The 13487-nt window shown below is 67.3% G+C and carries 11 protein-coding genes and 1 pseudogene; 10 read left to right on the top strand and 2 right to left on the bottom strand.

Annotated elements, in window-relative coordinates:
• Positions 1-54: 54 nt before the first annotated feature.
• From Q9K23_RS11885 to Q9K23_RS11845, 9 genes and pseudogenes are all read left to right on the top strand, one after another.
• Positions 55-1090: pseudogene (locus Q9K23_RS11885) on the top strand (IS630 family transposase).
• A 338-nt stretch (positions 1091-1428) separates the two neighbouring features.
• Positions 1429-2337 (top strand): substrate-binding domain-containing protein, encoded by a 909-nt coding sequence (locus tag Q9K23_RS11880; RefSeq protein WP_020791409.1) that lies wholly within the window; start codon positions 1429-1431, stop codon positions 2335-2337.
• Positions 2334-3338: a 2-hydroxyacid dehydrogenase gene (locus Q9K23_RS11875; RefSeq protein WP_053776941.1), complete on the top strand. Its 1005-nt coding sequence runs from the start codon at positions 2334-2336 to the stop codon at positions 3336-3338. The genes Q9K23_RS11880 and Q9K23_RS11875 overlap by 4 nt, the downstream gene beginning before the upstream one ends.
• Positions 3335-4555: a D-mannonate dehydratase ManD gene (gene manD, locus Q9K23_RS11870; RefSeq protein WP_020792259.1), complete on the top strand. Its 1221-nt coding sequence runs from the start codon at positions 3335-3337 to the stop codon at positions 4553-4555. Before Q9K23_RS11875 ends, manD begins: the two co-directional genes overlap by 4 nt.
• Before the next feature lie 5 nt (positions 4556-4560).
• On the top strand, positions 4561-6063 hold the full coding sequence (locus Q9K23_RS11865; protein WP_152972697.1) for a mannitol dehydrogenase family protein: 1503 nt from the start codon (positions 4561-4563) through the stop codon (positions 6061-6063).
• 62 nt (positions 6064-6125) lie between these two features.
• Positions 6126-7523 carry an MFS transporter gene (locus tag Q9K23_RS11860; RefSeq protein WP_053776943.1) on the top strand — a complete coding sequence of 466 codons (1398 nt, stop codon included), beginning with the start codon at positions 6126-6128 and terminating at the stop codon, positions 7521-7523.
• On the top strand, positions 7520-8137 hold the full coding sequence (locus tag Q9K23_RS11855; protein WP_020791691.1) for a bifunctional 4-hydroxy-2-oxoglutarate aldolase/2-dehydro-3-deoxy-phosphogluconate aldolase: 618 nt from the start codon (positions 7520-7522) through the stop codon (positions 8135-8137). The genes Q9K23_RS11860 and Q9K23_RS11855 overlap by 4 nt, the downstream gene beginning before the upstream one ends.
• Positions 8134-9072 carry a sugar kinase gene (locus Q9K23_RS11850; RefSeq protein ID WP_305950515.1) on the top strand — a complete coding sequence of 313 codons (939 nt, stop codon included), beginning with the start codon at positions 8134-8136 and terminating at the stop codon, positions 9070-9072. The genes Q9K23_RS11855 and Q9K23_RS11850 overlap by 4 nt, the downstream gene beginning before the upstream one ends.
• A gap of 62 nt (positions 9073-9134) precedes the next feature.
• Positions 9135-10181, top strand: coding sequence for an L-idonate 5-dehydrogenase (locus Q9K23_RS11845; protein ID WP_053776973.1), 1047 nt, complete (start codon positions 9135-9137; stop codon positions 10179-10181).
• Positions 10182-10337: 156 nt separating this feature from the next.
• On the opposite strand, the gene Q9K23_RS11840 is transcribed toward Q9K23_RS11845, so the two are convergent.
• On the bottom strand, positions 10338-11348 hold the full coding sequence (locus Q9K23_RS11840; protein WP_187343536.1) for an ADP-ribosylglycohydrolase family protein: 1011 nt from the start codon (positions 11346-11348) through the stop codon (positions 10338-10340).
• A 28-nt stretch (positions 11349-11376) separates the two neighbouring features.
• Positions 11377-12642, bottom strand: a complete 1266-nt coding sequence (locus tag Q9K23_RS11835) for a VWA domain-containing protein (RefSeq protein ID WP_053776944.1) — start codon at positions 12640-12642, stop codon at positions 11377-11379.
• Positions 12643-12739: 97 nt separating this feature from the next.
• On the opposite strand from Q9K23_RS11835, the gene Q9K23_RS11830 reads away from it, so the two are divergent.
• Positions 12740-13450: an NUDIX hydrolase gene (locus Q9K23_RS11830; RefSeq protein ID WP_053776945.1), complete on the top strand. Its 711-nt coding sequence runs from the start codon at positions 12740-12742 to the stop codon at positions 13448-13450.
• Positions 13451-13487: the final 37 nt, after the last annotated feature.

Raw genomic sequence — 13487 nt, 5'->3', positions numbered from 1 at the left:
ATGGATTCAATGCTGCGAGAATGAGTTATGGCGAATTCTGCGGCTCCGGCATTGATGATCTGCGACAGTGACAGCGAGGAGTTGGAGCGGATCGTGCGGTCGACCACAGCCTCGGCGGGGTTGGTGATGCGGGCGCGGATTGTGTTGCTGGCCGGGCAGGGGCTGGCCAATACTCGGATCGCCGAACGGGTCGGCACGACGGTGGTGACGGTCTTGAAGTGGCGTAAACGCTACCTGCAACACGGAATCGCCGGGCTCGGTGATGCCGCACGCTCGGGCCGGCCCCGCACGCTCGACCATGCTGATGTCGTGGCCGCCACGCTCAGACCGCCACCGAAGAAGTACGGCGTCACCCACTGGTCCTCGCGGTTGCTGGCAACGCATTTGGGTATCGGCAACGCCACGGTGGCCCGCGCGTGGCGGGAATACGGGGTACAGCCGTGACGGGCGGGCGGGCACGTTCAAGTTCTCCACCGACCCCGAACTGGTCGCCAAGGTCACCGACGTCGTCGGCCTCTACCTCGCCCCACCGGACAACGCGATCGTGCTCTGTGTCGATGAGAAGTCCCAGATCCAGGCGCTCGACCGCACCGCACCGATGCTGCCGATACGGCCCGGCGCGATCGAACGTCACACCCACGACTACCGCCGCCACGGCACCACCACTTTGTTCGCCGCGTTGGAGATTGCGACCGGAAACGTCACTGCCACAGTCAAACCCAAACACCGGCACCAGGAGTTCCTGGCGTTTCTGCGTCAGCTCGATCGCGCCTACCCCGAGGGGGACCTGCATCTGGTCATGGACAACTACGCCACCCACAAAACCCCGGCCGTCAAAGCCTGGCTGGCCACTCACCCTCGATTCCAGGTGCACTTCACCCCGACCTCGGGCTCATGGCTCAACCTCGTCGAAGTCTGGTTCGGCATCCTCGACCGCCAAGCCATCCGCCGCGGAATCTTCACCTCCGTCCAAGACCTCAACGCGAAGATCCGGGCATTCATCAACGGCTGGAACACCCGCAAACACCCCTTCGTTTGGACCAAAACCGCCGACGAGATCCTCGCGAAAGCACAACCGCCTACCAATTAACGACACGCGACACTAGGTACCGCTACCGGTAGGTCGGTTTGGCGAACGCACTCCGCTGCCGGGTACAGCCGAACGCGCGCCGCTCCATGGCGATGGATGCCCCCGAGAACCATACGTCCCGGCGGGCGCCAACAAGGGTTGCTGCAATGTTGCGCAACCGCTGGACAATCTTGCTGAGCGTTTGTTAGGTTGCGTGTCACCAGTCACACGAACCCGAAGGTATGTAGTCATGCCACCGACATTGACCCAGGTCGCGCGTCGCGCCGGAGTCTCTCTCCACCGCATCGCGGGCGTTCAGCGCCCCCGAGCGGATCTCTCCGGAGACGCTCGCCCGCATCGTGGCGGCGGCAGATGAGATCGGCTACGAGGCGTCGACACCTGGACGGCGCAACAGGGAGCGGGTGACCACGGCCACCACCGTGGCTGTCGTGGTCCCCGATATCGCGCACACCGTCTTCGCCAACTTCGTCAAGGCGGCCCAGGCCCAAGGCTGGCACCGTCGCCAGACAGTGCTGCTGACCGATACCGACGGCAGTGCTGACCGCGAGCGCGAGATGATCGGTGAGCTCGAGGGGCGGGTCGACGCGCTGGTGGTATGCGCTCCACGGCTTCCGTCCGCCGACATCGTTCAGCTCGCCGGTGAGACCCCGCTGGTACTCGTCAACCGGGACTCCGAGCAGTGCGACACCATCCTGGCCGACTTCGAGGACGGTCTGCGCCAGGCGTTCGATCAGCTCGTCGCGCTGGGCCACACCCACATCGCGTATGTCCAGGGATCACCACAGTCGTGGTCCAACGCGCGTCGTGTGGCTGCGGTGACGCAGTTGGTCGACGACCGCGACATCGAACTGACGCTGCTCGGCTGGCAGCAGGAGACCATCGCCGGCGGGCGTGCCGCTGCCGCCAGTGTGGTGGCCTCCGGGGCAACCGCGGTGATCTGCCACAACGATCCGATGGCCATCGGTGTGATGAACGGTGTCGCCGAGTTGGGACTCCGCATTCCGGAGGACCTCAGCGTCGTCGGCATCGACGATTCGCCACTGGCCGAACTCGCCCATCCAGGGCTCACCAGTATCAACGTCCCGATGGGGCGAGCTGGGGTGCTGGCGCTGGACCTGGTCTACCAGCGCTCGATCGAGCCGGACTCGCCTGTCCGCGAGGTCCATCTGCCCACTCAGCTCGTCGTCCGCCGGTCCACTTCTCACGCCCGCGAGGGCGACACCTCTTCGGAAGGACGACTTCGATGACCAAGATCGTTGTTGCAGACGCCAACCTCATACCGCACCGCGAGCGATTCGAGCAGAATCTCGCTGCCGGATTGCAGGTGTCCTGGCATCCAGGATTCGACGAGTCGGCCCTGCTCGACGACATCGTCGATGCGGATGTGTTGGTGGGTCCCCGCTTCACCACCGCCCTGGGCGCTCGCGCAGAGAAGCTGCGTCTGGTGCACGTCGCGGGAGCCGGAACCGATGGCATCGACTTCTCCGCGCTCCCGTCGCAGACGCTGGTCGCCAACACCTTCCACCATGAGCAGGCCATCGCCGAGTATGTGGTCGCAACGTCGACCATGTTGCTTCGTGGATTCATCGACCAGGATCACGCCTTGCGTGAGGCACGGTGGGCGAGTGCTGTCTACGATCGCAGCCTGCCGCAGGGACGTACCCTGGGATCGTCCCGCATCGGCTTTGTCGGGTTCGGCCACATCGGCCGGCGAACCTGGGAACTGCTGCGTCCCTTCGGCTCCACCGGTGCGGCTGTCACCGGAAGCGGCCGACTGGATGCGGCTGCCGAGGGCCTTTCGTGGGCCGGCGATGTGTCACGGTTGACCGAACTCGCAGCCGAATCGGATGTCCTGGTGGTCTCAGCCCCGCTGACCCCGGATACCGTCGGGATGATCGCCGCCCCGCAACTACGCGCACTGGGCCCAGAAGGCATTCTCGTCAACGTCGGACGGGGCGGCCTCGTCGATGAGCAGGCGGCGTTCGATGCGTTGCGCAACAACGTGATCCGTGCCGCAGCTCTGGATGTCTGGTACACCTATCCCGATGCAGACGGGCACGGCACGCCCGGGAATCTTCCGTTCGCGGACCTACCGAATCTGTTGATGACCCCGCACTCGTCGGGGATCGCCGACCACACGTTCATCGGCCGCGCCGACGACATCACCGACAACATCGCACGACTGCTGCGGGGTGAGCCGCTGATCAACCCAGTGCCGCGCCCGCACGCTGTGGAGAGTGAAGCATGACCGACAAGATCATCGCCGCAGACGTCATCGTCTGCAGCCCGACCCGAAACTTCGTGACCCTCAAGGTGACGACCGCCGACGGTGTCGTGGGGTACGGCGACGCCACCCTCAACGGCCGAGAGCTCTCGGTGGCCTCGTACCTCCGAGATCACGTCGCGCCGCTGCTGATCGGCCGGGACCCGGCACGCATCGAGGACACGTGGCAGTACCTCTACCGGGGTGTCTACTGGCGACGGGGTCCGGTCACGATGGCTGCAATCGGCGCCGTGGACGTCGCGCTCTGGGACATCAAGGGCAAGACCGTCGGCCAGCCCGTCTACCAGTTGCTCGGTGGAGCGGTTCGCGACCGCATCCTGGCCTACACCCACGCCACCGGGTGGGAGACCGCCGAACTCATCGACCAGGTCGTCGCGACCCGTGAGCGCGGCTTCCTGGCGATCCGGGCACAGGCGGGCGTACCCGGCCTGGACAACGTCTACGGTGTTCACAAGGGCGGTGGAGAGGGATACGAGCCGGCCGGACGAGGCGTGGCTCCCGTCGAGGAAGTCTGGGACACTGACGCCTACATCCGACACATACCCGGTGTGCTGGAACAGGTTCGAGAGCACGTCGGTCCCGAACTGAAACTGCTTCACGATGCCCACCATCGGCTGACCCCGCAGCAGGCGGCCCGACTGGGCAAGGCGCTCGAGGACGTCGACCTGTTCTGGCTCGAGGACGTGACCCCGGCCGAGAACCAGGACGTGCTGCGTCTCGTCCGCAATCACACGACCACTCCGCTGGCCATCGGCGAGGTGTTCAACACCATCTGGGACGCCCAGCACCTGATCACCGAACAGCTGATCGACTTCATTCGGGTGGCTATCGTGCACGCGGGTGGAATCAGCCACGTGCGCAAGCTCTTCGCACTTGCCGAGGTCTACCAGGTTCGGTGCGGGCCGCACGGCCCCTCCGACGTGTCGCCCATCTCCCTGGGCGCCGGTCTGCATCTCGGGATGGCGACACCGAACTTCGCGATCCAGGAGTACATGGGATACGACCCGCTGGTCTCCGAGGTCTTCCCCCACGCGTGGAGCTTCGATTCGGGCTACCTGACCCCCGGGGACGCACCCGGTGTGGGAGTGGGCTTCGACGAAGTACTTGCCGCCCGCTATCCGTACGAGCCCGCCTACCTGCCTGTCGCACGTCGGCTCGACGGCACGATGACCGATTGGTGATGGACATGGCGAACCACCGACGACTCTCACGCACCACCGTTCCCGAGAACACCCTGCTCACTCCGACGGTTCCCGAGACCACCGGGATCGTGCACCTGGGGCTGGGGAACTTCCATCGCGCTCACCAGGCCGTCTACACGGCGCTGGCACTTGCCCACGAACCCGGACCGTGGGGAATCCTCGGCGTGGCCAATCGCTCACATACGGTGACCGACGCCATGGCACTGCAGGACGAGCTCTACAGCGTTGTGCAGATCTCCCCAGCCGGTTCGACGGTGACGGTGCCCGGCGTGCATACCGGGACACTCGTGGCCTCGGACGCGCCAGAAGAGGTGGTGGCGGCGCTCGCGGCACCGACCACCCGCATCGTCACCGTGACCGTCACCGAGAACGGATACCACCTCGATCCCGACACCGGTGGTCTGGACCTGACCGCGCCCGAGATCGTCGGCGACCTGGCCGAGGACGTCGCACCGGGAACAACCGTAGGACTGATCGCCCGGGCCCTGATCCGTCGAGCGCAGACACATCGGGCCCCGGTCACCGTGCTGAGCTGTGACAATCTGGTGTCCAACGGGCGACAGACAGAGCAGGTCGTCCGCGACTTCCTGCGGGCGGTCCAGGCCCACGAGACGCTGGCCTGGATGGATGAGGGAGCAGTGACCTTCCCGAATTCGATGGTCGATCGCATCGTCCCGGCCTCGGCGGATGGGTACAACGACGAGGCCAGTGCCCAGCTCGGCGTGCGCGACACCATTGCCGTTCCCGCCGAGCCCTTCTCGATGTGGGTCGTCGAGGACGTCTTTGCCGCAGGGCGTCCCGCCTGGGAGCACGCCGGTGTCCGCTTCACCCACGACGTCGAGCCGTACGAGCTGATGAAGGTACGCCTGCTCAACGGCACACACTCACTGATCGCCTACCTGGGTGCGCTGTCGGGCGCAGCCACCATCCCGGAATCGGTGGGCCGGCCACTCATCGCCGCGGCGGCCCGATCGGTCCTCCGGCACGAATACCTGCCGACGGTCCCGGTCCCGGCCGACGTGGACATCGACAAGTACATACGTCAGCTGTTCTCGCGATGGTCCAACACCGCGTTGGGGCACCGCACATCCCAGGTCGGTTCTGACGGATCGGTCAAGTTGGCCCAACGTATTCCCGAACCGGCGCTGGTTGCGTTGAAGTCGGGGCGGATGCCGGAGTACCTGGCGTTGACCGTCGCGGCCTACCTGTGCGCCATCGCCCCACCACCGGGTTTCGAGCCGGGACCGCACGCCCGCGCCATGACCGATCCGGCGCGTGAGCGTCTGGTGGCGATGGCGCAGTGCGCGACGTCCACGCTGGACTTCGTTCGTGAGGTGTCCATCAGCGGCGGAATCCTGCCCACCTCGATGGCGGCCCACGACGACTTCATCGGCCGTATCGCCCAGTACATAGATCTGATCGTCAACCAGGGAGTCGTAGTGGCGCTCAACACCGCTGCCGAATCCGAGACCACCCCCACGCGCTGAGCGCGCGTAATCACCCATCGCCCCGAATCAGGGCTACCCCCTACCCTTTTGGAGGCCACATCATGGTCACAACACATGGACACGCAGATCCCCCTGCCGCACGTGCAGATGCGTCGTCCCACGAGCCCGAAGCCGACCCCACTGCCGTCCGGCGGGCGGCCTGGGCAGGTCTGATCGGGACCACGCTCGAGCAGTACGACTTCGTCATCTACGGCACCGCGTCGGCGCTGATCTTCAACGAGTTGTTCTTTCCCAACATCTCGCCGGCAGCGGGCATCCTGGCCAGCTTCAGCGCCTACGCGGTGGGATTTGCTGCGCGCCCGCTCGGCGGACTCTTCTTCTCGCGCTACGGTGACCGGCTCGGCCGCAAGTGGGTGCTGGTGGCCACACTGATGCTGATGGGCGGTGCGACCCTCGCGATCGGCCTGCTGCCGACCTACAACCAGGTCGGCCTGCTGGCCCCTGCCCTGCTGGTCTTGTGCCGATTCCTCCAGGGATTCGGTGCCGGCGCCGAACAGTCCGGAGGTGCAACCCTTCTCACCGAGACGGCGCGCAAGGGAAGGCGCGGCAGGGTGGCCTCGCTGGTGATGACCGGTGCCGCCCTGGGAACTGCGCTCGGCGCGCTGGCCTGGGTGCTGGTGCAGATGCTGCCCGACGATCAGCTGATGTCGTGGGGCTGGCGACTGGTGTTCTTGAGCAGCCTGCTGGTGACGATCGCCGCATACATCATCCGTCGAAAGCTCAATGAGAGCCCGGTGTTCGAGGAGCTCAAGGAACAGCACAAGGCGCCGCGTACGCCGGTCCGCGAGGTGTTCGCCAATGGCAAGCGTCCGCTGTTCATCGTCATGTTCATGACCATCGGTATCAGCGCCCAGTCGTACACCTACCAGGTGTACATGGCCTCCTACCTGAAGAACGACGTCGGGATCGACGCCTCCTTCGTGCCGAAGGTCCTGCTCATCGGCGCGATCTGTGGCGGTATTGCTGCGTTCGGATTCGGTTGGCTGTCCGACAAGGTCGGTCGTAAGCCGGTGTACATGGGCATCGTCACCGTGCTGGTTCTGCTGCCCATCCCGACCTTCATGGCATTGAGCACCGGAAACTACGTCCTGATCACCATCGTGATGATCATCGGCTTCGTCTTCGCCTGCCAGGGGGCCGTGGGTGTCACCATGAGCTACTTCCCGGAGATCTTCGGCTCCCGCTACCGCTACGCCGGTGTGACGCTGGGTCGCGAGTTCGCGTCGGTCTTCGGCGGCGGTGTGGCCCCGCTGATCTGTGCAGCGCTGATGACGGCCTTCGACGGCTCCTGGGTGCCGGTCGCCGTGTACATGATCATCATGGCGGTCAGCGTGTGGGTGGCCGCGACGCTGGCCCCGGAGACCCGTGACCGGGACCTGACGCTGGAAGCAAATGCGACGGACCGGGATTCGGACCAGAACAAGGCTGTGGCCGCATGAGTGCCCCGGTGATCGCGGTGCTGCGCGCCCAGCATGCCGACCGCTACCTCCCGGTCATCGAGACGCTGGCCTCCGGCGGGATCACCTCGGTGGAGCTGACGATGAGCACTCCGGGGACGCTGGAGTCCTTCGCCGCGATCCGCTCCGCCGTGGACCCGGCGGTGGAGATCGGGGTGGGAACGGTCACCTCGGTGGATCAGGTGGCGACGGCGGCCGAGGTGGGAGCCGACTATCTGGTCACGCCCGTCACCGATCCGGCGGTGATCGCCGCCGCCGTCGCGGCGGATCTCCCGATCTATCCGGGCGGTCTGACACCGACGGAGTTGTGGCAGGGGTGGCGGGCAGGGGCCCGCGCGGTCAAGGTCTTCCCGGCCAGCACCGTCGGTCCCGGCTACATCTCGCACCTGCGTGGCCCCTTCCCGGACATCGAGGTGGTGCCCTCGGGCGGCATCTCCATCGACGACGCCGCGGCGTGGATCGAGGCAGGGGCCTATGCGGTCAGCCTCGGCGGCCCCCTGCTGGGGGATGCGTTGAAGGGCGGGAGTCTCGACGAGCTGGCCCAGCGCTGTCGGCACCTGGTGCGTTCCCTCGACCGCACGGCGGCATCCCGGTGAGAGTGCTCACCTTCGGCGAGACGATGGCGCTGACCCGCTCGCGCGACGTCGGCCCCATCTCGCACAGCGCCGACCTGCGCCTGGGCATCGGTGGGTCGGAGAGCAACGTGGCGATCGCGTTGCGTCGACTCGGGGTACCGGTGACCTGGGTGGGTCGGGTCGGCGCCGACGGCTTCGGAGAGCTGGTGCGTCGGGAGCTGCGCGCCGAGGGCATCGATGCCCGCGTGATCTGCGACGAGACCGCACCCACCGGCCTGATGGTGAAGGAACGGCGCACCCCCGACGCCGGTCGGGTCTGGTACTACCGGTCGGGCAGCGCAGGCTCCCGGCTGCACCCGGCCGATATCACCGACGGGGACATCGCGGATGCGTCATTGGTCCATCTGACGGGTATCACCCCGGCTCTCTCGGAGAGCGCCCGTGACACCACCTTCGACGTCGTCGCCCGCGCTCGCGCAGCCGGTGTCACCGTCTCCTTCGACCTCAACTATCGACGTGCGCTGTGGTCGCCGGACGAAGCGGGTGCGGTGTACCGGGAGCTCATTCCCTTGGCCGACATCGTGTTCGGTGGCGATGAAGAACTTGCCATGGCAGTGGGCGCGGGGAGCCCCGAGCAGCTCGCCGAGCGGGTTCTGGACGCCGGAGCGGGCGAGGCGGTGGTCAAGCTCGGTGCTGACGGCGCCCTGGATGCCGGCACCGGGACGCTGCTCCGTGTACCCGCGGTGAAGGTGACCGTCGTCGATTCGGTGGGTGCTGGTGACGGGTTCGTCGCCGGGTACCTCGCGGAGTACCTGGCCGGGGCCGATCTGACGACTCGGCTGTCGACGGCCACCGCGGTAGGCGCTTTTGCCTGTACCGGAGAAGGAGATTGGGAGTCGCTGCCGCGCCGGGACGAACTCGGTCTCCTCGGCGCCGACGAACCGGTGATCCGATGAGGACCGGTCGACCCGGCGCCCACGAATCCGACGAACATCCGAAAATCGATGAGGACAAACTGATGTCAGAGACAACGACCGGTACCCACGCTGTTGCGGTGGTGGCGCACGCTGCCGACGACCTCCGCGTCGAGCAGGTCGCCGTCCGCCCGCCGAAGAACGACGAGGCGCTGCTGCGTATCGCCTACGGCGGTATCTGCGGATCGGACCTGCATTACTGGCGTCATGGTGCCGCAGGTGAGTCGATCCTGCGGGCGCCGATGCGCCTGGGCCATGAGGCGTCAGGCGTGGTGGTGGCGGCCGCGGCCGATGGCAGCGGCCCGGCCGCGGGTACCGCCGTCACCATTCACCCGGCAACCCCTGGCGGCGATCCGAGTGACTACCCGGCCGACCGGCCCAACATCTCGCCCGGCTGCGTCTACCTTGGTTCTGCCGCGCACTTTCCGCACGCCGACGGGCTCTTCGTCGAGCAGGTTGCGGTGCCCACCCGCATGCTGCGGGAGCTGCCCGACGGTCTGGACCTGCGCACCGGGTCGCTGGCCGAGCCGGCGAGTGTGGCGTGGCATGCCGTGGCCCGAGCGGGCGACGTTGCGGGCAAGAAGATCCTGGTGGTGGGAGCGGGGCCGATCGGAGCCCTGACGGTTGCGGTGCTGGCCCGTGCAGGGGCGGGTCATATCACCGCGGTCGATCTCCACGACTACCCCTTGAACGTCGCACTCCAGGTGGGTGCGAACGAGGTGATGTCGGCAGCCGATACTGAAACGGTGGCTGCCGTCGGCGCCGACATCACCATCGAATGTTCCGGCAACAGCAAGGGTTTGGCATCGGCCATCGCAGCCACGAAGCGCGGCGGTCGGGTCGTGATGGTCGGCTTGCTGCCATCCGGTGAGCAGCCCGTTCCGATCTCGCTGGCGATCACACGTGAGCTCGACCTCGTCGGGTCCTTCCGCTTCAACGACGAGATCGATGACGTGCTCGTCGCGCTGGCAGACGGATCGCTTGTGGTGGAGCCGATCATCACCGCCGAGTACCCGGTCGACGACGCGCTGGAGGCATTCGCTCGAGCCGGCGACGCGGCGAACTCGAGCAAGGTCTTGCTGCGTTGGTGATGTGCCGGGCACCCCGAGGCGTGGCCACCGGTCGGGTTCGAAACTAGGGGAGGGTGTTCTTCCCCTACTTTCGCAGGCTTCCCCGGGTTTCACGGCTTCCCCGGGTTTCAGGACGTCTCGGGGGCCTGGCGAGGGGAGGGCCGGTCGCGATGAGCATCAGGACGGGATCGTGCGGGCCACGGCCTGCCGTCCGAGGTCCTGAAGAACGGCGGCAGTCGTCGGCGCCCCGTTCGTGCACGGCCACCCGTGCACTGCCTCCCGATGCGCGGCAGAGACGACGTCCGCGCCCCACCGAGCACCGAGGAGGCCGCCGGCGATCGCCGCCACGGTATCGGTGTCGTTGCCGATCCGGATGGCCGTGTACAGCGCCTCGAGGTGATGACGCTCCGGTTCGTCCTCGACGACAGGGGTCTGCAGGACCGCGGAGGCGGCCGCCTGGAGGGCACTGACGGTGAACCCGTTGGGGGCGAACTCGAGCGGACTGTCGGTCTCGGCCGCGGTCAACCACTCCGCCCACCGGCCACGCCGATCCGTCGGCAGCAGATCGAGTCCGCCGCGAATGTCGAAGCGGGCCTCGTGGATCGCGATACGTATGGCCTCACACCACAGCACACATGAGTCGCCGGCGAGCTCGTCTGCATGGGTGAGAGCGGCGACGGCGCGGGCGGCGTCGGCGAGGTGTTCACGGTCGTCGAGATGGGCGAGTGCGACGGGGGCAGTGCGCATCAGCGCGCCATTACCGGCCGATCGGGGATGCGCGGCCGCGTAGGCGTTCGAGATCTCGCGCAGCACGGCACCGGGCGCGGCATCGGGCTCCTGCTGGAGCCGACGCCGGGCGGCGTCGAGCACGGCGTAGGTCTGGTTGCCGATGTCCGGCGGACGGCTACCCGGGAAATCGGACACCCACCGCAGGAATCCGCGTGCCACGGCGTCGAGGCCCTCCGCGGAGGCCAGGTCGGCCCCGGTGGCCGCGACCTCGGCGATGGCCACGGCCATCGAGGTGTCGTCACTCCACTCGCCCGGGGCGTAGTCGCCCAGGCCACCGCCGATCATCTCGGGGATGTCGGTGGCGCCGAGCCGGCGACCGAACTCGTAGGGGACGCCGAGCGCATCCCCGACAGCGGTGAGCAGGAGTGCGCCGACGGCGCGGGACTGGATGTCGGACAAAGAGTTCTCCTCGTGGTGGGTGTGGCGGCTATGTGCGGCCGCGTTTGCGGTTGCCGGAGTGGTAGGAATCCCGCGACATCTTGGACATTCGGGCGGTCCCGAGCGTCGTTGCCTGCGAGGCGATCTGATCGATCAGGGCGAGGTCGTCGGCCATCGACCCGGCGACCTCGGGCGGTGCCCCCAGCACCGCCTCCTCGATGCTGGCGCGTGAGCGTGCCAGATGTGCCGCCCCCGCGGCCAGGTCGCCGGCCTCGTAGGCCCGTGACGCCTCGAGTTTGGCCTGCTGCCCTTCCTGGTACAGCTTCTCCGACCGCACCACCGGATCCGGCACGCGATCACCGAGTTCGTCACCGGGCACGACGTTCACCGAGATCGGCAACGTCACCGTGTGCTCGGTGAGGGTCCCGGTCTCCACGTAGCGCAGCTCGAGGGTGGCGAGCTGGGTCAGGCCCAATGCGGCGATCGCATCGACGTCCAGGCGCAGCAACAGCTTTCGCGACTCCTCACCGTAGAGGTCGCCGAGCTCGATCATCACCTCGCCGTCACCGATCTGGTGGGCGGGCAGATCGTTGTACATCGCCAGTGACTTCACCTGCGGGACATAGCGGACCGTCAGGGTGACCGCCTGCACCGACTTGGCGAGCAGACCGTCGAGCTCACCGGCGATCACGGCACCTGCGGCGTCCGGATCGGCGGCGAAGACGTGATTGCCGTTGCCGGCCCGCGCGATCACCGACAGCAACGACTCGTCGTATCCATCGCCGTATCCGAGGGTGGAGCTGATGATACCGTCGGCGGCAGCCTTCGCCGTGACCGCGGCGAACGCGTCGTGATCACGCATCCCGACGTTGATGTGGCCGTCGCTGACCACCAGCACGGTGCCGCCGCGGATGCCGGCCGACCGGGTGGCGCGCCGCAACTCCTGCAGACCGCGCAGGTAGCCCGACGAGAGGTCGGTGCAGCCGCCGGGGGTGACCGCGCGGACCCGGTCGGTGATGCGCTGCTTGTCGGTGAGCGGACCCGCGGGGACCACGATCTGGGCGTCGTCGTCGAAGGCGACCACGCCGAAGACGTCCGACGGCGCGAGCTGGGCGATCACCCCGGCGAGGGCCTGCTGCGCACCCTCGAGCGGCCGGCCGCTCATCGAACCGCTGCGGTCGAGGACCACCTGGAATGCGGCGGGTGCGCGCTCGGTGGTGGGGGCGGCCGGTGCCGCCAGATCGAGCAGCACGGTGACCTCGTCGGCGGACTCGTGGGCGACGACATCGACGTCGAGGGCGGCGGAGAACAACATGTCTTCGACTCCAATCTCCGCCCCGGCATCGGACCGAGGCGACTTTGCGCGTTTATGAGATTACTACTTTGCGCAGAATCTCGCATAGGGTTGACCGGTGACTGCTGCGAAGTTCAGTCGATTGACCGACTACCCGCGTCCCAGCGTTGCCGTCGACATCGCGGTGCTCACCGTGGTGGGCGATGCGTTGTGCGTGGTCGTCCAGCGTGACGAGACCGGCGCTCCGGCGCTACCGGGACGGTTCATCCGGGAACGGCACACCGTCACCGAGACGGTGCACGAGGTGGTGCAGCTGAAACTGGGGCTCTCGCCCGATCACATCCACCCGCATCTGCTGCGGGTGTTCGATGATCCTGATCGGGATCCCCGGGGATGGACGATCTCGATCGCGCATGCCGTCGCGCTGCCTGCCGCGCAGCTGACGGACGTGGTCGGGGAGTTGCAGCCGGTGACCGACACCGGTGCGCTCGCCTCAGGCGAGGCGCTGCTCTACGACCACGAACAGATCATCGCAGCCGCCACCGACAGTCTGCGCCGACGCTACGAGGACCGCCCCGACCCCGACAATCTCCTCACCCCGCCGTACACGCTCACCGAGCTGCGGGAACTGCACGAGGCGATCCTCGGCCGGCGTCTGATGCGCGACTCGTTCAATCGTCGTGTCCAGCCGCTACTGGCTCCGCAGGTCGACGCCGCGGGCAGCCCGGTCACCCGCGCAGCGGGCGGCCGGCCTGCGCGTCTGTTCGCCAAAGGGTCCGCCCCGACGGCGACCTTCGGATGGAAGCTGCCGAGCAAGGACGAGCAGTGACCCCGTCGTCGCTGCCCGGGTCGTCCCTGCTCGGGTC

This window comes from Gordonia sp. NB41Y (assembly GCF_030718915.1).
Taxonomy (GTDB): Bacteria; Actinomycetota; Actinomycetes; order Mycobacteriales; family Mycobacteriaceae; genus Gordonia; species Gordonia desulfuricans.
This window is presented reverse-complemented; position numbering and strand designations above follow the sequence as displayed.